At 54.2% G+C, this 20536-nt stretch carries 18 protein-coding genes; 5 read left to right on the top strand and 13 right to left on the bottom strand.

Annotated features, from left to right (window positions below; genetic code table 11):
• The 10 genes from carB to FD02_RS03935 all read right to left on the bottom strand — a co-directional run bounded on the left by carB (position 1) and on the right by FD02_RS03935 (position 11905).
• Entirely contained in the window at positions 1 to 3180 is a 3180-nt protein-coding gene (carB, locus tag FD02_RS03890; RefSeq protein ID WP_056950650.1) for a carbamoyl-phosphate synthase large subunit, read from the bottom strand.
• Positions 3173 to 4261, bottom strand: coding sequence for a carbamoyl phosphate synthase small subunit (locus tag FD02_RS03895; protein WP_054721646.1), 1089 nt, complete (start codon positions 4259 to 4261; stop codon positions 3173 to 3175). The genes carB and FD02_RS03895 overlap by 8 nt, the downstream gene beginning before the upstream one ends.
• Positions 4262 to 4270: 9 nt before the next feature.
• Positions 4271 to 5524, bottom strand: coding sequence for a dihydroorotase (locus FD02_RS03900; protein ID WP_056950654.1), 1254 nt, complete (start codon positions 5522 to 5524; stop codon positions 4271 to 4273).
• A 10-nt stretch (positions 5525 to 5534) separates the two neighbouring features.
• Entirely contained in the window at positions 5535 to 6437 is a 903-nt protein-coding gene (locus FD02_RS03905) for an aspartate carbamoyltransferase catalytic subunit (protein ID WP_054721648.1), read from the bottom strand.
• On the bottom strand, positions 6421 to 7725 hold the full coding sequence (locus FD02_RS03910; RefSeq protein ID WP_054721650.1) for a uracil-xanthine permease family protein: 1305 nt from the start codon (positions 7723 to 7725) through the stop codon (positions 6421 to 6423). The genes FD02_RS03905 and FD02_RS03910 overlap by 17 nt, the downstream gene beginning before the upstream one ends.
• 1 nt (position 7726) lies before the next feature.
• The gene (gene pyrR, locus FD02_RS03915; protein WP_056950656.1) at positions 7727 to 8275 is read right to left on the bottom strand and encodes a bifunctional pyr operon transcriptional regulator/uracil phosphoribosyltransferase PyrR; all 549 of its coding nucleotides are present in this window, start codon (positions 8273 to 8275) and stop codon (positions 7727 to 7729) included.
• Between the two features lie 169 nt (positions 8276 to 8444).
• A complete protein-coding gene (locus tag FD02_RS03920) occupies positions 8445 to 9359 on the bottom strand; it encodes an RluA family pseudouridine synthase (RefSeq protein ID WP_054721652.1) in 915 nt (304 codons plus the stop codon).
• Positions 9356 to 9808, bottom strand: a complete 453-nt coding sequence (gene lspA / locus FD02_RS03925; RefSeq protein WP_056950658.1) for a signal peptidase II — start codon at positions 9806 to 9808, stop codon at positions 9356 to 9358. Before lspA ends, FD02_RS03920 begins: the two co-directional genes overlap by 4 nt.
• Before the next feature lie 10 nt (positions 9809 to 9818).
• Entirely contained in the window at positions 9819 to 11492 is a 1674-nt protein-coding gene (locus FD02_RS03930; RefSeq protein ID WP_056950661.1) for a formate--tetrahydrofolate ligase, read from the bottom strand.
• 2 nt (positions 11493 to 11494) lie between these two features.
• On the bottom strand, positions 11495 to 11905 hold the full coding sequence (locus FD02_RS03935; protein WP_054721655.1) for an EbsA family protein: 411 nt from the start codon (positions 11903 to 11905) through the stop codon (positions 11495 to 11497).
• A 24-nt stretch (positions 11906 to 11929) separates the two neighbouring features.
• Here FD02_RS03935 and FD02_RS03940 point away from each other — a divergent pair, with 24 nt between their 5' ends.
• On the top strand, positions 11930 to 12316 hold the full coding sequence (locus FD02_RS03940) for a ribonuclease HI family protein (RefSeq protein WP_054721656.1): 387 nt from the start codon (positions 11930 to 11932) through the stop codon (positions 12314 to 12316).
• A 32-nt stretch (positions 12317 to 12348) separates the two neighbouring features.
• Here FD02_RS03940 and FD02_RS03945 read toward each other — a convergent pair whose 3' ends face one another.
• Positions 12349 to 12951 (bottom strand): nitroreductase family protein, encoded by a 603-nt coding sequence (locus tag FD02_RS03945; protein WP_054721658.1) that lies wholly within the window; start codon positions 12949 to 12951, stop codon positions 12349 to 12351.
• Positions 12952 to 13038: 87 nt separating this feature from the next.
• Between FD02_RS03945 and cls the strand changes: the two genes are divergently transcribed.
• A complete protein-coding gene (gene cls / locus FD02_RS03950; protein ID WP_056950664.1) occupies positions 13039 to 14493 on the top strand; it encodes a cardiolipin synthase in 1455 nt (484 codons plus the stop codon).
• Between the two features lie 43 nt (positions 14494 to 14536).
• Here cls and FD02_RS03955 read toward each other — a convergent pair whose 3' ends face one another.
• Complete coding sequence (locus tag FD02_RS03955) at positions 14537 to 14866, bottom strand: hypothetical protein (RefSeq protein ID WP_054721660.1); 330 nt, start codon at positions 14864 to 14866, stop codon at positions 14537 to 14539.
• A gap of 238 nt (positions 14867 to 15104) precedes the next feature.
• On the opposite strand from FD02_RS03955, the gene nrdH reads away from it, so the two are divergent.
• The 3 genes from nrdH to nrdF all read left to right on the top strand — a co-directional run bounded on the left by nrdH (position 15105) and on the right by nrdF (position 18560).
• On the top strand, positions 15105 to 15335 hold the full coding sequence (gene nrdH, locus FD02_RS03960; RefSeq protein WP_054721662.1) for a glutaredoxin-like protein NrdH: 231 nt from the start codon (positions 15105 to 15107) through the stop codon (positions 15333 to 15335).
• A 66-nt stretch (positions 15336 to 15401) separates the two neighbouring features.
• Positions 15402 to 17573, top strand: a complete 2172-nt coding sequence (gene nrdE, locus FD02_RS03965) for a class 1b ribonucleoside-diphosphate reductase subunit alpha (protein WP_056950666.1) — start codon at positions 15402 to 15404, stop codon at positions 17571 to 17573.
• Positions 17574 to 17603: 30 nt separating this feature from the next.
• Positions 17604 to 18560, top strand: a complete 957-nt coding sequence (gene nrdF, locus FD02_RS03970; RefSeq protein ID WP_056950669.1) for a class 1b ribonucleoside-diphosphate reductase subunit beta — start codon at positions 17604 to 17606, stop codon at positions 18558 to 18560.
• A 49-nt stretch (positions 18561 to 18609) separates the two neighbouring features.
• Here nrdF and FD02_RS03975 read toward each other — a convergent pair whose 3' ends face one another.
• The gene (locus tag FD02_RS03975; protein WP_056950671.1) at positions 18610 to 20496 is read right to left on the bottom strand and encodes a M13-type metalloendopeptidase; all 1887 of its coding nucleotides are present in this window, start codon (positions 20494 to 20496) and stop codon (positions 18610 to 18612) included.
• Positions 20497 to 20536: the final 40 nt, after the last annotated feature.

A 20536-nucleotide genomic window follows, 5' to 3' on the forward strand; every position in this document is an offset into this window, starting at 1 on the left:
CTAAAGCGGTGACGTGGCAAACGCTCGGCTTTCGAGCACGCGCAGAATCGCATCTGTGGTGTCGAGACTGGTTAACAGGGGTACGCCATGCATGATGGCGGCTTGGCGGATGCGATACCCGTCGCTAGTGGTTGCCCGATCTTCACTGGTGGTGTTGACGACTAGCTGCAATTTATGGTCCGCAATGGCGTCGAGAATCGCGGTGTCCCCTGCCTCGCCGAGTTTGGCAATGGTGGTGACTGTGATGCCGGCGTCGTGTAGCGCAGCGGCGGTGCCGGCGGTCGCCACAATTTGGTAGCCGACCTCCCGGAAGCGCTTGGCCAACGCAACAGCGGTCGCCTTGTCGGCATCCGCCACCGTGATGAGTGCGGTTCCGAAAGTTGGCAGGTGCATATGACTCGCCTCGAAGGCTTTATACAACGCTTTTTCAAGCGTCGTGTCGCTACCCATCACCTCGCCGGTAGACTTCATTTCCGGCCCGAGCATCGCATCGACGGCATTAAGCTTGGCAAAACTGAACACCGGAGCCTTAACGTGGACGCCTGGGCGTAACGGTAGAATCCCGGTGTGATAGCCGAGGTCTGTGAGCTTGATGCCAAGAATTGCCTGCGTGGCGACTTGCGCCATGGCAATTCCCGTGACCTTGCTTAAAAACGGCACAGTGCGGCTGGCCCGCGGGTTGACTTCAATCACATAGACCTTGCCTGCTTTGACAATGAACTGAATATTCATAATGCCGATGCAGTGTAACGCCTGGGCTAAAGCAATCGTAGCGGTTTCGATCTGATTGATGACGGCTGGGGAAAAATCCTGCGGCGGGTAAACCGCCATCGAGTCGCCGGAATGAACGCCGGCGCGCTCAATATGTTCCATGATGCCGGGGATGACCACAGTCTCACCGTCACTAATGGCATCGACTTCACATTCGGTGCCGACCAGGTACTGATCGATCAGCACCGGATGGTCGTTGGATACCGATACCGCGCGGTCGATGTAACTCGACAATTCCGTCGTATCGTGCACGATTTCCATCGCCCGGCCGCCGAGCACGTAGCTCGGCCGAACCAGTACGGGATAGCCGATGCGCTCGCCAATGGCAATTGCCTGTGCCTTATTCGTTGCGGTATCGCCGACAGGTTGCGGAATGTTCAGCGTTTTGATAATTTCATCGAAGCGGTCGCGGTCCTCGGCGGCGTCGAGGTCGTCGAGGCTGGTGCCAAGAATCTTCACGCCTGCTTTTGCCAGCGGCCCCGCCAAGTTGATTGCAGTTTGGCCGCCGAATTGGACGATGACACCGGCTGGTTGCTCTAAATCAGTCACGTTCAGCACGTCTTCGAGGGTCAACGGTTCAAAGTAGAGTTTATCGGAAATCGAGAAGTCAGTGGACACCGTTTCTGGATTCGAATTCATAATGATGGCTTCGTACCCGGCCTTTTGCAGGGCCTTGACACAATGCACCGTGGCGTAGTCGAATTCCACGCCTTGACCGATGCGAATTGGGCCACTACCGAGTACCAGGACGCTTTCTCTGGCGCTGCGCGTGCTTTCCGTTTCGTTTTCGTAGGTGCTGTAGAAATATGGCGTCGTTGACTCGAATTCTCCGGCGCAGGTGTCGACCATTTTATACACCGGCACGATGCCAGCTTCCTTGCGCATGGTGCGGACTTGTGCGGCGGTGAGGTGCCAGTATAACGCGATAGTCGCATCGGCGAAACCGTTGCGCTTGGCGACTGGCAGTAGCGTCAAGTCGCCAGGATGTGCCTGCAACTCACCTTCTAGGGCGACGATGTGTTGAATTTTGGCCAGGAAAAACGGATTGATCTTGGTGAGCTCGGCGACTTCGCTTAAGGTGAAGTCGCGCCGGAAAGCCTCAGCGATGTAAAATAATCGCTCATCCGTGACGGTAATCAGATTGTCGGTAATCGTCTCGTCGTTGGCGGCAGCAACGTCTGCCTGCCAAAGGTGGGTAGCCCCCACTTCTAGCCCGCGCACAGCCTTCAGCAAACTTTCTTCGATGGTGCGCCCAATGGCCATCACTTCACCGGTGGCCTTCATTTGGGTGCCGAGGCGGCGGTCACCACTTTCGAACTTATCAAACGGGAACCGCGGAATCTTCGCGACAACGTAGTCGAGCATGGGTTCAAATTCGGCGTAGGTGGCGTCGGTGATTGGGTTTTTAATTTCGTCGAGGTGTAAGCCGACAGCAATCTTGGCGGCCATTTTGGCGATGGGATAGCCAGTGGCTTTGCTGGCCAAGGCGCTTGAGCGTGAGACCCGCGGGTTGACCTCGATGACGTAGTACTTGAAACTGTTTGGGTCGAGCGCTAGTTGGACGTTGCAGCCGCCTTCGATTTTTAAGGCCCGAATGATGCGCAGACTGGCGTCGCGCAGCATCTGCACCTCTTTATCGGTCAGGGTTTGAACCGGTGCGAAGACAATCGAATCGCCGGTATGGACGCCGACGGGATCGAAGTTTTCCATGTTGCAGACGACCATGGCGTTGTCGGCGGCATCGCGCATCACCTCAAACTCAATTTCCTTGTAACCCGCAATGGAGCGTTCGATGAGCACCTGGTGCACTGGACTGAGCGACAAGCCGTTTTCGGTGATGCGGGCGAGCTCAGCGGCAGTCTTAGCGATGCCGCCTCCGGTGCCGCCCATGGTGAAGGCCGGCCGAACAATCACGGGGAACCCGATGTGCTCCGCAAACGCGCGGGCTTCGGCAAAGTCATGCGCAATGGCGGATTCGGGAATGGGTTCGTGCAGCGATTGCATGAGATTCTTGAACAGTTCACGGTCTTCAGCCTGGTCGATGGCAGACAGCTTGGTGCCCAGCAACTCGATATTCAGCTCGTCAAGGATGCCGGCATTAGCTAGACTCATGGCGAGGTTTAAGCCGATTTGGCCACCGATGGTCGGGAGGATGGCGTCGGGCAGTTCCTTTCGCAGAATGCGGCTGACAAACTCCACGGTTAGCGGCTCGATGTAGACCTGATCGGCGATTTCCTTGTCGGTCATGATGGTCGCAGGGTTGGAGTTCACCAGGACGACTTCATAGCCTTCTTCCTTCAGCGCCAGGCACGCCTGGGTGCCGGAATAATCGAACTCGGCGGCTTGGCCGATGATGATTGGGCCGCTGCCGATGACCAGGATTTTATGAATGTCAGTGCGTTTAGGCATGTGTCGTGTCCTTTCCCCGATTAAAAGCGTCCATCATTTCCATGAACTCGTCGAATAGGTGTGCTGCATCGTGCGGGCCAGGTGCGGCGTCTGGGTGAAACTGAACGGAAAATGCTGGGTACAACCGGTGCCGTAAGCCTTCGACGGTATGATCGTTGATCTCTTCATGAGTCACGAGCAATGTCGCCGGGTCGATGCTGGCCGGGTCAACCGCGTAACCGTGGTTTTGGCTCGTGAAGTCGATTCGCCCAGTGGCAATTTCTCGGACAGGGTGGTTGAATCCGCGATGACCAAACTTCATTTTGAAGGTATCTGCGCCGTTCGCCAAGGCGAAGAGCTGGTGACCTAGGCAAATCCCAAACAATGGAATCTCTCCTTCCACCCCGCGAATCATCGTCAGCGCCTCGGGGACATCTTTAGGGTCGCCGGGGCCATTCGTGAGCATCACGCCATCTGGGTGTAACGCAAGGATTTCCTCTGCGGTCGTAGTTGGTGGCATGATGGTGAGATTGCAGGACCGCTTCGCCAGCTCGCGCAAGATACTGTGTTTCAGCCCGAAATCGATCACCACGACGTTGCGTCCCGTGCCTGGTGCCGGATATGCTTGCGTGGTCGCGACCTGTTGGACTTGGTTCTTCGGCAAGACGAGCGCCTTGAGTTGATCGAAGGCGTGCGCGTCGGCGGCGTCGACAATGCTGGCCTTCATTGTACCGGCCGTGCGCAACCGCCGCGTTAATGCCCGCGTGTCAATGCCCATGATGCCGGGGATGTGTTTGCGTTTTAAAAATTCATCCAACGTCATTTGCGCTCGCCAGTTACCTGTCACCGTGGCCGCCTCGCGAACCACGACCCCTTTAGCCGTTGGGGTAATACTTTCGTAGTCATCACGGTTGATGCCGGCGTTACCAATGAGCGGATAGGTGAACGCAATGATTTGACCGTTGTAACTTTGATCGGTAATCGTTTCCTGATAGCCACTCATGCCGGTATTAAACACGATTTCGCCGGTCGTAACGGTTTCGGCACCGAAGCCTTCGCCGGGATACACCGTTCCGTCTTCGAGAATTAAATAGCGTTTCACGATTGCCTCCTATTCTGTCCAGGCGACCTGGCCGCTGGCGATGGTCTTCACTACAGCGCCTGTGTATGGCCGACCAATAAACGGACTGTTGTGGCCTTTAGACAACCAGGTGTGATCATCGATGGTGCCTTGGCGGTTTAAATCAACCAGGGTGACATCAGCTGGCGCGCCAACAATTAGTTTGCCAGCAGGCAGACCAAATGCGGTTGCCGGTGCGCTGCTGAGCCAGTTCACCAGCTGAGCCAGCGTGAACATCTTGGTGGTGACGAACTGGGTGTACAGCAGGCTGAAGGCCGTCTCCAAGCCGACGATGCCAAATGCTGCGGTGGCCATCGACCCGGTCTTATCCGCCGCGGTGTGCGGCGCGTGGTCCGTTGCAATCATGTCGAGTGTCCCGTCGGCTAGTCCTTCAATTAACGCGAGGTGGTCGGCACGCGAGCGCAACGGTGGGTTCATCTTAAAGGCCGGGTCGTCAGCGTGGATGTCGGTTTCGTCCAGCAATAAGTGGTGCGGCGTAACTTCGGCAGTAACGTGCACGCCCGCCGCCTTCGCCGCCCGAATCAAGGCAACACTTTCTTTGGTCGAAATGTGGCAGGCGTGGTAGTGAACGTTAGTCGCCGCAGCTAATTCGAGATCACGCGCTAGTTGCGCCGACTCGGCCACATTGGGAATGCCTGGCAGGTTGAGCTTTTTGGCCAGCTTGCCCGCATTGACTACCCCATGTTGCATCAGGCCCTCGTCTTCGATGTGGGCGGCAATCGGCAGATTTAAGTGCTGTGCGGCCGTCATCGCCGCGGCCATAGTCGCGGCGTCTTGGACGCCGTTGCCGTCGTTAGAAAACCCGAAAGCTCCGGCGGCTTTTAAGGCAGCCATGTCGACGCTTTGCGTGCTGGTCCGCCCTTTGGTGATGGCTGCCCACTGCTTAACGTGAATCGGCACCGCCGCATTGCGCTTCGTTATGTCAACGAAGTCCGCAACATTATCGGGGACGGGGTTCACGTTCGGCATGGCCACGACGGTCGTGTAACCGCCATGTGCTGCAGCCGCTGCGCCGGTGGCAATCGTTTCTTTTGCAGTAAAGCCTGGCTCGCGAAAATGGACATGAACATCGACGAACCCTGGCAACGCGGTGAGGCCTGTGCCGTCGATGATGGTATCTCCGTTTAGGTGCTGACCAAACGCGGCAAAGCGGCCGTTAGCGATGAGAATGTCCCCGGTGTAGGCCAAGGTGGGCACGGCAACATTTTGAATGACAGTGGTCATCGACTTCCTCCTATTTAAACAGCCATTCGAGCATGGCCATGCGCATGAACACCCCATTTTTCATCTGGGTGAAGATTCGTGATTGCGGACCGGTGACTAGGCTGCTGGCCAGCTCGACATCGCGGTTGACGGGTGCTGGGTGCATGATAATGGCTTGCTTGGGCATGGTCGCGGCTAACTCCTCGGTCAACCCAAATTGTGCATGATAATTAGCCGCGGAAAATTCACGGGTTTCCGCTTCGGTTAAGCGTTCGAGCTGAACTCGTAGCAACATTAATACGTCTACCTGCGGAACCAATTCTTTCAGTGGTACGTATGGCCCGTATTCAGCGAAGTCTGCTGTGTACCAGGCTTTAGGCCCGGAGAATGTAACCTGTGCGCCGAGTTTCGTGAGCATGGCCATGTCGCTTCTGGCCACGCGAGAATGGGCTAAGTCACCAACGATGCCAACGCGCAGGCCAGCAAAGTGGCCGAATTCCTCGTGAATGGTCATCAGATCTAGCATCATTTGTGAAGGATGTTGTCCTGCCCCGTCGCCGGCATTCATCAGGTGCAATGGCACGTCGGCAGCGATCAATGGCGTGTAATAGGCGTCTTCTGGATGGCGAATCACGGCGACGTTGACGCCGATGGCCGCAATAGTCCGTAAGGTGTCTTCGAGTGTTTCACCCTTGGTCACTGAGCTGTGAGTCGGATCGAAGGGGATGACGGTCATGCCTAGCTTGCGCTCCGCCATTTCAAAACTGGTATGCGTGCGCGTGCTCGCTTCGAAAAATAAGTTGCTGGCATACACCGGTTGGGTCAGTTGCGGTTCCGCGCCGGCCTTGAACGCTTCGGCGCGAGCAATCAACTGATCGGCAAATGCAGGCGTGACCTGATCTGCGGAGACAAAATGTTTATTTGGCATCGCCATTGGCCTCCTCGTTTGCCGCGTGCTTCGGTAGGATGAAGTTCATCAAGATGCCTAACACGGTGGCAATCGCCAAACCGGAGAACGTGTAGCCGCCGACTTGTAAGCTGGCATTGCCGATCCCGATGACCAAGATGGTCGAGCCAATCATCAAGTTACGCTTCAGCCCGAAGTCGACCTTGTTATCGATGAGGACCTTCAGTCCGTTGCTGGCGATGACGCCGAATAGCAGAAAGGATATGCCGCCGATGACGGGGCTAGGAATCGTCCGAATCAACGCGCTGAGTTTACCAATAAAGGCGAAGAGGACGGCGAACATGCCGGCACCGGCGAGAACGTAAACGCTGTGAACCTTAGTCATGGCCATGACGCCGATGTTTTCCCCGTATGAGGTCACCGGTGGGCCACCGACGAAGCCGGCGATGATTGATGCCGTGCCATCACCCGCCAAGGTATGGTTCAAGCCTGGATCTTTAAAGAAGTTGCGGTGAGTCATTTCGTTGAGCACCATGATGTGCCCCATATGCTCGGTCATGGTCACAAAGGCAATCGGCGCCATGGATAGGACCGCGCCCCAGTAAAATTGCGGATGGTAGGTAACAAACGGAATCTGAAAGTCTGGCAGACTGAACCAGGCCGCTTGAGTCACCGGCGTGAAATCGACGACGCCGAACAGAAGAGCCACGATGTAGCCAGTGATAAGTCCCAAGAGAATCGGCAACAAGCTGATAAATTTTTTCAGGTACATGTTGTAAACGATAGTGGCCGCCAGTGTAATCAGCGCCACCGCAAAATATTTCAAATCGTAGACACTTTTGGTAGCGGACACGGCACGCATCGTCGCGTCGGTGGCAGCCGTCCCAGCCAAACTTAGGCCGATGACCATGACAATCGGGCCGACGACGATTGGCGGCAAGGCTTTGTCGATCCAGGCCGACCCGGCGAAGTTCACAATCAGGGCAACAATCAGATACACCACCCCAACGGCGACGGTGCCTTGGGCGATACCTGGATAGCCGGTGGTTTTCATCAATGATTGCATGACCACGATGAAAGAAAAACTCGAGCCCATGTAGGCGGGAATCTTACCTCGGGTGATCAGGATGTAAATTAACGTCCCAACCCCGCTAGAAAACAGCGCAATGCTTGGGTCCAGGCCAACGAGAATGGGAACCAAAACGGTGGAGCCAAACATAGCGAACAGGTGCTGAATCGATAGGCCAAACCAGTGACCTATCGATGGGCGGTCATGAATGTCGAGCACCACGGAATCATCATGAAATTCTGCCATCTTACGCCTCCACTTTGCTGATGCTGATGCCATCTGTGCCGTCCAACTCCGCCACTTGAACGTTGATTTCCTCGTTCAAAGAAGTTGGGATATTTTTGCCGACGAAATCTGGGCGAATCGGCAACTCTCGATGACCGCGGTCAACCAGGACGGCCAAGCTAATTTTTTGCGGGCGCCCCTGGTCCATCAAGGCGTCTAATGCGGCGCGAATCGTGCGACCAGTGAAAATGACATCGTCGACCAGCACGACATGGCGGTCGGTGATGGATACCGGTAGGCTGCTGCCTTCCACATTCGGCTGGTGGTGATGGTCGAGTTGGTGATGAACGTCGTCACGATACAATCGAATGTCTAACTCCCCCACTGGAACCGTGAGATTTTCGAGTTGCGCCAAGCGTTTGGCGATGCGCTCGGCGAGATAAATGCCTCGTGTCTTGATGCCGACTAGGACCAGATTTTCCAGATCCTTGTTTTGTTCAATGATTTCGTAGGTGATGCGGGTCAAGGCCCGTTGCATGGTGACGCTATCGACGACTTGTTTTGCTGCCATATCTTTCTTCCTTTCTCCCAACCTGCACAAAAAAACGCCTTCCACCCAGATTGGGCAGAAGGCGACTGACGTCTGCTTTCACCGCCGCAGCGGTTCGGCCGAAACTCGTTCGGATCCCTTCTAAGCCTCTCTGGACTTAGTTAAAGGTGCTTGTTAAGTTGGTCCTAGCTTACCGAACCACCCGAGTCTTGTCAATGCCTTGTTGTAAATCTATCAGCATCTGGGCAAAATTGGCGGGCGGAGCGACGGTGAACGCAAGCGCCGCCTCACTGACTGGATGAGTGAACCCCAACGTTGCCGCGTGCAAATATTGCCCTGCCCCAGGTAAGGTCCGCGCCGGCGCATACAGCGGATCACCTGCCACAGGATGGTGAATGTAGGCCATGTGGACTCGAATTTGGTGCGTGCGTCCGGTATCGAGGACGCACTTCACCAAACTGTAATGATTGTACGTGGCCAGGACTTGAAAATGCGTCACTGCACGGCGACCGTCCGCCACCACCGCCTGTTTCTTCCGGTCTTTCGGTGAGCGGCCCAGTGGCGCGTCGATGGTCCCGGCAGTTTCGTTAAAGGTCCCGTGGACGATGGCCAAGTATTCGCGCAAGTTCGTCTTCGCCTTAAGTTGCGCGGCGAGGCTGACTTGGGCCTGCGCCGTTTTGGCCACCATCAACAAGCCACTCGTGTCCTTGTCGATGCGATGCACAATGCCGGGGCGTAAGACGTCGTTGATGCCACTGAAGGTTGTGTGCGCAAGCAGCCCGTTGACCAGCGTATGATCAGGATGGCCGGGCGCGGGGTGCACCACCATGCCCTGCGGCTTGTTGACGACAATGACGGCATCATCTTCATACACAATCGCCAGCGGCATCGCTTCCGGAACAGCCGCCAGCGGTGTGGGAACCGGCGGCGTGACGACAATCATGTCGCCGGGTTGCACCTTATATTTCGCGACGGCAACCGTCTCGTTAACCGTCACAAGGTTGCGCTCCAGCCATTTTTGGGCCTGCGAGCGCGTGACGTCGGGTAGCATTGTGCTGAGTACTTTATCCAACCGCCCGCTTTGGGTCGTAATTGTGAGTTTCATGCTTTGGCCTGCTGATCAAAAAAGATAAGGTGGATCACCACGGCAATGACCCCGATGGTTAAGCACGCGTCGGCGACGTTAAAAATGGCGAAGTTCATGAAGTCGACTTGAAACATGTCGGTGACGTACTGCTGGCGGATCCGGTCGATAAAATTACCAATTGCCCCGGCAAAAATTAAAGTTAGTCCGATGCGGTACAACAGGTGGCCGCGACTATCACGCCACAACACTGCCACGACAACTAAGGCAATGATGGTGATAATATAAAAGACCCACTGCTGCCCTTCGAGAATCGAAAATGCCGCCCCGGTGTTTTGAATGTGGGTCAAGCTGATGATATGCGGAATCAACGTGACGGTTTGCCCGATGGCGAGATTGGCCACCACCCAGGCCTTGACCAATTGATCTAACCCTATCAGGCCGACTGCTAAAATCACGTACCAAACCACGACGTTCCTCCTAGAATAACCCACTGATTTTTCCATTTTCATCGACATCCATGCGCTCGGCGGCCGGCACCTTCGGCAGGCCAGGCATCGTCAAGACAGTGCCGGTCATCACGACTAAGAATCCGGCCCCTAGTTTGGGGATGACGTCGCGTACGGTGATTGTGAAGTCATCGGGGGCACCGAGCGCTTTGGCATCGTCACTGAACGAATATTGGGTCTTGGCCATGCACACGGGTAACTGGTCCCAGCCATTACGGCGAATGGTGCGTAACGCGGTTTGAGCTTCTTTAGTGTAGGTGACATTGCGACCGCCGTAGATCTCAGTCACGATTGTTTCGATTTTTTCCGTGGCGGTGGTCGCTTGAGCGTACAGTGGCGTAAAGTGCGCCGGCTGTTGCAACGCCGCCAGCACGGCATCGGCAAGGGCGAGTCCGCCTTGGCCACCATCTGCCCAGACTGGGGCATCAACTGCGGTGACGCCCACTGCTTCGCACAAGGCAATCAAGTCAGCAATCTCGGCTGGCGTATCGCTGACAAAGTGGTTGATTGCCACGAGCACCGGGACCCCATAGCGTTGCATATTGGTGATATGCCGGCGCAGGTTGGCGAACCCCTCAGCCAGTGCGGTACGATTTTCGGTGGTCAAGTCGGCAAGTTTGACCCCACCGTTATACTTTAAGGCGCGCACGGTAGCGACAATAACCACCGCATCGGGCGTTTTACCCAAGACGGGTGCCTTAATATCCATGAACTTTTCCGCGCCGAGATCGGCCCCAAAGCCTGCTTCGGTCAAAGCAATGTCCCCCAGCGCCAACGCCGTGCGAGTGGCAAGCACAGAGTTGCAACCGTGGGCAATATTGGCAAAAGGGCCACCATGAATTAATGTTGGCGTGTGGGCCAGTGTTTGCACCAAGTTAGGTTTGCTCGCGTCTTTTAAGAGCATCGCGATGGCCCCGGTCACCCCTAGGTCGGCCACCGTTACCGGTGCTCGATCGTAAGTGTAGCCAATAACGATGCGGCTGATGCGCGCCTTCAAATCCGCCAAGTCTTCCGCCAGACACAACACCGCCATCAATTCTGAGGCAACCGTGATATCAAACTCGGTTTCGCGCGGCACCCCATTGGCATGCCCCCCTAGGCCAATGACCACATGACGGAGTGCCCGGTCATTAATATCTAGCGCGCGACGCCACAACAGTCTGCGTGGATCAAGATTGAGGGCATTGCCTTGTTGCAAATGGTTGTCAATCAAAGCGGCTAAGGTATCGACGGCAGTGGTCAAAGCGTGCATGTCGCCGGTAAAGTGAAGGTTAATATCCTCCATCGGCACGACTTGGGAATAGCCGCCACCGGTGGCGCCGCCTTTCATGCCCATTACTGGCCCCAGAGACGGCTCGCGCAACGCAATCACTGCTTTTTGGCCGCGCAGGCGCAAGGCATCGCCGAGGCCGATGGTCACGGTTGACTTTCCTTCGCCTGCTGGGGTGGGATTAATCGACGTCACGAGCACCAGCTTGCCCTGCGAGGCGTGCCGGAGTCGGCGCAGCGTGGGGATGCTGAGCTTTGCTTTGTAGTTGCCATAAAGCTCGAGATCCGCCGCGGTTAACCCGACTGATTCAGCAACTTTGGTGATTGGCAGCATGTTGTGAGCTTCATTTGCTTGGGCGATTTCGATATCAGACATGTCTATCCCTTCTGGTCAATGACCAATCCATGCGTAGCGAGCACCTGTCGCAGTTGTTTTGCCTGCACCAGGCACATAATCGTCAAGCGGCCATAGCCGCGGGTGTCGATGGTAAACGTGTGGCCGCGTTGCGTCAGCCCACGCACATCCGCCCAACTTACAGTAATCGCGTTGCTAGCCAAAATGCGGCCGAAGGTCACCGTCGAGGCCGTGATGGTGAGTCGCGTGCGCCAAATTTGGGCGATGCCGATGGCAATTACGGCGGCCAATACCAACCAAGCCAGCGGTACGAAGGTTTGATAGTTGCCAATTTCCATTTGCAACACGATGGCCAAGGCCACACCACATAACTCCAACCCCCAGAAAATGATAAAATCATTACGAGCCGGTTGATACCACAAACGCGTTTTCACGCCACCACTTCCTTAGGAGATTTCATGATAAGACTATACACAGATGCAGCCACAAAAGGCAACTTTGGTCCAGGCGGGCTGGGCATTATGATTTCGGCCACTGGCGTGCATGATCAAACGCATCAAGCCCTGCCACCAATGACGAACCATGAGGCGGAATTTGAAGCCGCGATTGCCGGCTTGTTGCGTGTGCAGGCGCTTGGCCTGAGCGGGTCCGTTGCCCTGTACACGGATTCCAAGCTTGTCATTTCGGCATTGGATAAGCGTTATGCCAAGCACTATGCCGATTATGTCACAAAATTGTTGGCTGTGGCGGATCAATTTTCCAGCCTGTTTTGGCAATGGGTGCCCGACCACCAAAATCACGGCGCGCACGACTTGGCGCTACAAGGGCTGCATGAAGACAAATAAAAAAGGTTGAGCCGGTGGCCCAACCTGAAGTATTAATCGAGAACCTTGAAGCGATCGGCGCGAGCCATATAATCTTTAGCGTCGGCGGGTGCTTCGATGGAGCCAAACGGCATTTGCGCACGCAACGTCCAGTTAGCCGGGATGTCAAACGCCTTGGCCACCTGTTCGTCAATCAGTGGATTGTAGTGTTGCAGGCTAGCCCCAAGGCCGTTGTCCGCGAGCGTCACCCAGGTGTTGAGCTGCGCGGAACCTTGCCCCTGCTCCGCCCAAGTGGCAAAATTATCAGCATACAGCGCGAAGTCGTGCTCAAGCTGATGCACGACGGCAGTATCGGTGAAATACAAGATGGTGCCGTAAGCCGCTTTGAAGGCAGCAATCTTCTGCTTGGTCTTTTCGTAGGCGGCTTCGGTTGGCACCTCGGACTTGAGGCGGGCAACCACAATGTCCCACAGTTGGTCGTGCTTATCACCGAACAGGAACACGGCGCGCGTCGTTTGCGAGTTGAAGGCTGTCGGCGTCTCTTCGATCACGGCCTCAATGGCGTCGACCAGTTCAGCTTGGTTTTGCTGAACATTTTTGCCTAACGCATAAATGGAGCGACGGGACTTGAGTAATTGCAGTACATTCTGATTCACGGGATAACCACCTTTATTCGAGTATGGTATTAGTCTATCAACCAATTATTTGTAAGTAAAGCACAAATTAAAAGTTAGGAGTCAGCCATGTCTCTGTTTGGGATAATGATTACCGTGATTCTAGTGCTGAATACTGTCGGCGCGGTATTTACCGTGTTGCGTTCAGTGCGCGATATTAGCACGACCTGGGCATGGTTACTAGTGTTACTTTTCTTACCCGTCGGTGGCTTTATTTTGTATCTGTTTGCCGGCCGCGGGCTATCAGCTAAGCGCGTGCGTGCGATTCAAACTGAATACCGTCACGGGATTAGTGCCTTCGTCAGGCTTCAGCAAAAACAAAATGCCCGCAATCGCCTCTTGCCTGCCGGCGTCTCAGCTCCGGCGGCGAAGGAGCTGATTGCCTTGTTCCTAAATACCGACCAGGCCCCGTTGCTGACCAATCAGCAGGTCGATATTTTTACCGATGGCACGGCGAAGTTTCGGCAGTTATTCGCGGACATTGATGCCGCAAAGCGTTATGTCATGGTGGAGTATTACACAATCTATAATGATGCGTTAGGCAATGAGCTACGCCAGCACCTCATTGCCAAGGCTCAAGCCGGGGTCGCTGTGTACGTGTTGTATGACGCCTGGGGGTCGCTGGGCGCGTCAGCAAAGTGGTGGCGGCCACTGGTGGCCGCGGGGGGCCATGCGGAAACATATTTCAGTTCGCGGCATTTATTCTTGGATTTCCGCTTAAATTATCGCGATCATCGCAAGATTGTCGTGATTGACGACCAGGTTGGGTATGTTGGCGGCTTCAACGTCGGCGACCAGTACGTTTCCCGCAAGCCGAAATTTGGCTTCTGGCGTGATACCCACCTGCGTATTCTCGGCGATACCGTTTTAGCTTTAAAAGTCCGGTTCTTAATGGATTGGAACGCTACAGTTGGTGCGCGCGACGCCATCGCCTATGCGCAAAGTGCTCCTGCGCCGACAAGCGCGACGCCTGGGCAAAACGCCATGCAAATCGTCGCGTCTGGACCGGATTCAGACGCCCAGCAAATTAAAATGGGTTACGTGAAACTGATCACCGGCGCCTCACACTCTGTGTGGCTGCAGTCTCCTTACCTGATTCCCGACGATACTGTGCGCGACGCGTTGGTCACCGCTGCGCTGGCCGGCATCGATGTCCGAGTGATGATTCCCAATATGCCGGATCATCCGTTCATCTACCGAGCAACGCAATATTACGCCGCGCAACTGACCCGGGCTGGGGTCAAGGTGTACCATTATCAACACGGCTTTCTCCATGCCAAAACAATGGTCGTCGACGGCAAACTGGCGAGTGTGGGCTCGGCTAATTGTGACATTCGCAGCTTTAAGTTAAACTTTGAAGTCAACGCGTTTTTGTATGATCCGGCGCTGGCTCGTCGGCTCAGTCAGATCTTTGAAGCTGATCAGGCCCATTGCCACCTTTTGACGGTACAAGACATCGAAGCCCAAGGTTGGTGGTTACATTTCAAGCAAGACTTTTCCCGCCTCTTATCCCCAATTCTCTGATCATCAAAGCAAAAGAAAACGCCAGCAGTGCTGGCGTGTGATATTATTTTTCCCACCGATCATATTGTTGCTCATGGGTGGCCAGCAGGTGCAGTGCGGCGTGTGCAAATTTTTCGGTTTCTTGGTTGAGCTCGTCGCCACTTAATTCGTAGCGATCGACGAGGTAGCCTTCACCAATCGCCAGGAAATTCTCGGTGCGCCCGACACCATTATCTTTGAACAAGTCATCGAGCCCTTGTAAGCCGGATTTGGTCGCCTCGACAAGCGCCTTAGCCAGGTCGGTGTCATGTGGCAGGCGTCCTGCGGCATAGCTAATGAGATTCTCATTCATGTCGACGAGAACGGCTTGGTCGGCTTTTTGATCGCGTTTCATCCTATCACCTCCCCTTTCAGTATAAACCGCTTGCCGGTGGGCGAAAAAGAATTTTTGCTAAAGCCGATTTTTTCCTGAATGTCCATGACCATCTATGCTACACTATGAGTAGGTTGTCGCACAGTGAATACCACATCTTGGGGTGGTGAAGTTCACCCCCAAGATGTGGTATTTTTATTTGACACGACCCACAATATCGGGTATGATACTGACATAATAAAAGTAAGGGATGATCACAATGAGTAATATCACTTTATTTACGCGTAACGGCTGTCCACAATGCCGGATGACGAAGCACTACTTAACCACACACAATATTCCATTCACGGAACACAACATCAACCAAGAACCTGAATATATCGACTACCTGAAGAACAAAGGGTTCCAAATGGTGCCGGTACTTGAAGCGGATGGTTTGCAGGCATTTTCCGGGTTCCGGCCCGATGCCCTCAAGCAGCTCGCTGGCTGATTGCTGTTGGCGCGCCTGCCTCCCGCAGGCGCTTTTTTTGGCTCTGGGCCAGAAAGTGGTGACAAAATGTCTCTAAAAACGCTTGATCCCGCCAAGGTGTCCTACTTCGCCTTGAACAATGAAATTAATATCCCAGTTGATGGGCAGATTCCTTTGAATAAAGATAAAGAGGCCTTGGCTGCCTTCCTTAAAGAAAATGTCGCGCCGAACACGAAGCGCTTCACCAGCCTCAAGGAACGCCTCGATTACCTCATCGCCAATAATTATTATGAAGGCGAGTATATTCATAAATACTCTCAGGCGTTCCTCGATGATTTGTATCAATATTTGATTGGCGAGCACTTCGAATTTAAGTCCTTCATGGCTGCATACAAGTTTTATGCGCAATACGCGTTGAAAACTGATGATAATGCCTATTACCTTGAGGACTTCAAAGATCGCGTTTTTGCTAACGCCCTGTACTTTGGTGATGGCAACGAACAGCTCGCCCACGCCTTGGCGGATGAAATGATTCATCAGCGGTATCAGGCCGCTACCCCGTCGTTCCTGAACGCTGGGCGCGCGCGGCGTGGTGAGCTTGTGTCATGTTTTCTTCTGCAAATTACTGATGACATGAATTCGATTGGCCGCGCCGTAAATTCTGCTTTGGAGCTGTCACGAATCGGTGGCGGGGTCGGCCTGACGTTATCAAACCTGCGTGAAGCAGGGGCGCCAATTAAGGGCATCGAAGGTGCCGCCAGTGGCGTGCTGCCCGTCATGAAATTATTGGAGGATTCCTTCTCCTACTCCAATCAGTTGGGTCAGCGTCAAGGCGCCGGCGTCGTTTACCTCAACGTGTTCCATCCAGACATCATCAACTTCTTGGGCGCGAAAAAGGAAAACGCCGACGAAAAGTATCGGGTGAAGACCCTAAGTCTTGGCGTGGTCGTGCCGGACAAGTTCTATGAGCTCGTGGCCGCCGATGCCGACATGTACCTGTTTTCCCCGTATTCTGTTGAGCGCGAATATGGCCAACCGTTTTCCTATGTCGACATCTCCAAAGAATACGACAAGATGGTCGCGAACCCTCGGATTAAGAAATACAAGCTGCGCGCCCGCGACTTGGAAAACGAAATTTCCAAGCTGCAACAGGAATCCGGGTATCCCTATATCGTGAACGTCGACACGGCTAATGAGGCCAGTCCAATCGCGGGTAAAATTATCATGAGTAATCTTTGCTCGGAAATTATGCAGGTGCAAACCCCTTCTGCGTTGAACAACAAGCAGGAATACGACGTCATGGGAACGGACGTCTCATGCAACCTCGGCTCGACCAATATTCCCAATTTGATGAAGAGTCCCGACTTCGGGGCAAGTATCGACGCCATGGTACGCGCGCTGACTTTTGTGACCGATCACTCCAACATCGATGTTGTGCCATCTGTGCAACATGGGAACAACGTCGCCCATTCCATCGGCTTGGGGGCCATGGGGCTGCACACCTTTTTTGCCTTGAACCATATGCATTATGGGGACAAAGAGGCGTTAGACTTCACTAACATTTACTTTCTATTGCTGAACTACTATACCTTGAAGAGTAGTAATGCGATTGCCCGTGAACGTCACGAGACCTTCGTCAACTTTGAGGCCAGCAAATACGCGGATGGCTCCTATTTCGACAAGTACATCAACCAAGAATGGGCCCCACAAACGGCCAAGGTGCAGGCGTTGTTTAAGAATATTGCGGTTCCGACGCAAGCGGACTGGATTGCCTTGCGCGACGCCGTGATGGCAGATGGGTTATATCACCAAAACCGGCTGGCTGTTGCACCTAACGGGTCAATCAGCTACATCAACGACACCAGCGCTTCGTTACAGCCAATCGTCAACCGCATCGAAGACCGGCAGGAAAAGAAGATTGGGACGATTTATTATCCAGCGCCAGGCTTGTCCAATGATACGATGCCTTATTACCAAAGTGCCTATGACATCGACATGCGCAAGGAAATCGACGTTTATGCCGCCGCTCAACAGCACGTTGATCAAAGCATGTCCCTCACCTTCTTTATGCGTAGCACGATTCCGGATGGCCTCTACCCATGGAAAGCCGGCCGGACGAATAAGATGACGACGCGTGACTTAAACATCCTGCGTAACTACGCACACCACAAGGGCATTAAGTCGATTTATTACATTCGGACCTACACAGACGACCAAGAAGAAATTGGCAGCAACGCCTGTGAAAGTTGCGTCATCTAACATTTCGGGCCACCCGAAGAAGGAGTCAACATGGCAGAACAATATGAAGCAATCAACTGGAACGCCGTCGAGGACCAAATCGACAAGGCGACCTGGGAAAAATTAACGGAACAATTCTGGTTGGATACACGGATCCCGGTATCAAACGATCAAGACGACTGGCGCGAGCTCGCCGCCCCTGAACAATGGGTGGTTGGTCACGTCTTCGGCGGCCTCACCCTGTTGGATACCTTGCAGAGTCAAGACGGCATGGTTAGCCTGCAGCAAAACATTCGCACGCCGCAAGAACGCGCTGTTCTGAACAATATTCAATTCATGGAATCTGTGCATGCCAAGAGTTATTCGACGATTTTTTCGACGCTAAATACGCCGGCCGAAATCGATGAGATTTTTGACTGGACGAACCACAACGAGCACCTGCAATATAAAGCTAACAAGATTAACGATATTTACCACAATGGTAGCCCGTTGCAGAAGAAAATTGCCTCGGTTTTCTTGGAAACCTTCCTGTTTTATTCTGGGTTCTTCACCCCACTATGGTACTTGGGCAATAACAAGCTCACGAATGTCGCCGAAATCATTAAGTTGATCATCCGCGACGAAAGTGTTCATGGCACCTATATTGGATACAAGTTCCAACTCGGATTCAACGAACTCAGCGAGGCTGACCAACAGGAACTAAAGGACTGGATGTACGACTTGCTGTACGATCTTTACGCCAACGAAGAGGGCTACACCAACGACATCTACGCCACCCGGACGGAGTGGACGGATCAAGTCATGACCTTCCTGCGGTATAACGCGAACAAGGCCTTGATGAACCTCGGCCAAGAGCCGTTGTTCCCTGACACCGCCGAAGACGTTAATCCAATCGTCATGAATGGGATCTCCACTTCCACGTCGAATCATGACTTCTTCTCGCAAGTCGGTAATGGTTATCGGCTGGGTCAAGTCGAAGCGATGAGCGACGACGATTACAAGTTTTAGCCAAAGCAAATCCCCGATTCGCCTCACAGCGAGTCGGGGATTTTTTGGTTTACCAGATATGAATTCGCTTATCAGGTGCTAGGTACATGCCATCAGTCGGCTGGACGTTAAACGCGGTGTACCATTCGTCGAGATTGCGCGGTTGAATATTCGCGCGTAGTGGGTGCGGCGCGTGCACGTCGGTGGCGAGCAGGAGTTGCTGACGTTCAATCCGCGTCTTTTGGCCCCAGATGCGAGCCCAACTGCGGAAGAAGGCCTGCATGTCGGGATGCTCGAGGTGCATCGCGGTATCCGCCGCGGCAGCCAAGCCACCGGCATCGGCAATGTTTTCAGACACCACAAGGCGGCCGTTCACCTTGCCGGCTTCGGTTTCCAGGCCGTCAAACTGGTCAATCATGGCGTTGGTCAATGCCTTGAAGTGTGCGTAGTCCGCATCGGTCCACCAGTTCACCATGTTGCCGTGCTCATCAAATTGGGCCCCGTTATTGTCAAACCCGTGGGAAATTTCGTGGGCGATCACGGCACCAATGCCGCCAAAGTTTTGACTCGGCGTATGCTCGAGTGAATAAAATGGTGCTTGAAGAATCGCCGCCGGAAACGTGATGTCATTCCAACTGCTGCGGTAGCAGGCGTTGACTAAGTGCCCTGGCATTGCCCAGACGGTGCGGTCGACGGGACTGTCCAATTGCCGGAGCTGATAAGCCTGTTTGAAACTGGCCAAGTTGCGGGCGTTGGTCCAAAGATCCAGACTCGGGTCGACGGTCAGCTCACTGTACATCGGGTGTGGGGCGTCTGGATAACCCATGCGCAGGCCCATCGTATCAAGCTTGGTGACGGCTTTTTCCTTTGTTGGTGCGGACAGCCAGTCGGAGTTGCGAATCCGGCGTTTGTAGGTCGCAATCATTTGCTTGACCAGATCGATGACGTTGGCCTTTGCCGCTTCACCGAAATATTTGCGACCGTAGTAGACCCCAATCGGTTCGGCAAAATCGAGGTTGGTAAGCTCATAAGCCTGGGTCGGCTGATCTACTGGCTCGGGATTGCCGGCTCGGGCTTCGTCATAGGCATCACCCGTTTGACGTAGCGAATCGCTTAAATATGGGGCGGCGGCAATCAAGCCTTGAACGTAGGCCCAGTGAAGATACTCGGGATAGTTATGGGCATTGAAAATCTCGGTAAAGCTGGCCAACCAAGCCGGGTCGGCGACAATGACACGATCAGGAATACTTGGCAACATGGCTTTAGCAAAAGCAGTAAAGTCAAAATCACCGAACTGCTCGGCGACGTCAGCCATGTTTTGCGGATTGTAGGATTTCACGCGGTCGGCCCACTGCACGCGGGTCTTGACGTGATGTGCCACCCGGTTGTCGAAGGCCAAGGCGTCAACCACGTACTGGGTCTGAGCGTGCTCTGGCAGATCGGTTGCTGCTAAAAGCGCCTTTGCCATGTCGGTCCAAGTCGCCATCAGTTTATCGCCGCGGGCCTCACCGTAATAGGTCGGATCTGGCAAAATTGGGCTTGGGCCCGCAATCCGCACGACGTTATGTGTCGTATCCTTCATGTCCGGTGTCACGCTCAGCGAAAATGGCATAGCAAACTGTGCCTGCGCTAAGCTTGCCGCGTGCGTGTTGAAATCGGCGACCGTCGGCACGGCCGCTAGTTGCGCCAACCAAGTCGTGGCCGGGGTGACGCCGGCAGCATCACGCGACGCGAAATCAGCAGCAAGGCGATAAAACGTCAGCGCCGTGGCCAATTCCGGAAACGGAACGCTGGCCTCCCCTGCTGCCATTTGGCTAAGGTCGCGCTTCATTTTTTCTTCAACGCCATCGCGTAATTCGGCAAAACCACCAGCGGCAGCTTTGTCTGCTGGAATTTCGGTTTTGCTCAGCCATTCGCCGTTTACCGCTTCGTATAAATCATCTTGTTCACGCGTCATAAAATGCTTCCTTTCTGTGAATGAAAACACCCGCCGCGGC

The organism is Lacticaseibacillus nasuensis JCM 17158, from assembly GCF_001434705.1.
Taxonomy (GTDB): domain Bacteria; phylum Bacillota; class Bacilli; order Lactobacillales; family Lactobacillaceae; genus Lacticaseibacillus; species Lacticaseibacillus nasuensis.

Bases quoted from the DNA above. Each gene is read 5' to 3' on its own strand.
- FD02_RS03930 (WP_056950661.1), bottom strand. From the start codon at position 11,492: ATGTCTGATATCGAAATCGCCCAAGCAAATGAAGCTCACAACATGCTG.
- carB (WP_056950650.1), bottom strand. From the start codon at position 3,180: ATGCCTAAACGCACTGACATTCATAAAATCCTGGTCATCGGCAGCGGC.
- FD02_RS03940 (WP_054721656.1), top strand. From the start codon at position 11,930: ATGATAAGACTATACACAGATGCAGCCACAAAAGGCAACTTTGGTCCA.
- nrdE (WP_056950666.1), top strand. From the start codon at position 15,402: ATGTCTCTAAAAACGCTTGATCCCGCCAAGGTGTCCTACTTCGCCTTG.
- FD02_RS03900 (WP_056950654.1), bottom strand. From the start codon at position 5,524: ATGACCACTGTCATTCAAAATGTTGCCGTGCCCACCTTGGCCTACACC.
- nrdF (WP_056950669.1), top strand. From the start codon at position 17,604: ATGGCAGAACAATATGAAGCAATCAACTGGAACGCCGTCGAGGACCAA.
- FD02_RS03920 (WP_054721652.1), bottom strand. From the start codon at position 9,359: ATGAAACTCACAATTACGACCCAAAGCGGGCGGTTGGATAAAGTACTC.
- FD02_RS03975 (WP_056950671.1), bottom strand. From the start codon at position 20,496: ATGACGCGTGAACAAGATGATTTATACGAAGCGGTAAACGGCGAATGG.
- nrdH (WP_054721662.1), top strand. From the start codon at position 15,105: ATGAGTAATATCACTTTATTTACGCGTAACGGCTGTCCACAATGCCGG.
- FD02_RS03910 (WP_054721650.1), bottom strand. From the start codon at position 7,725: ATGGCAGAATTTCATGATGATTCCGTGGTGCTCGACATTCATGACCGC.
- pyrR (WP_056950656.1), bottom strand. From the start codon at position 8,275: ATGGCAGCAAAACAAGTCGTCGATAGCGTCACCATGCAACGGGCCTTG.
- FD02_RS03905 (WP_054721648.1), bottom strand. From the start codon at position 6,437: ATGGCGATGCCAAATAAACATTTTGTCTCCGCAGATCAGGTCACGCCT.
- FD02_RS03955 (WP_054721660.1), bottom strand. From the start codon at position 14,866: ATGAAACGCGATCAAAAAGCCGACCAAGCCGTTCTCGTCGACATGAAT.
- cls (WP_056950664.1), top strand. From the start codon at position 13,039: ATGTCTCTGTTTGGGATAATGATTACCGTGATTCTAGTGCTGAATACT.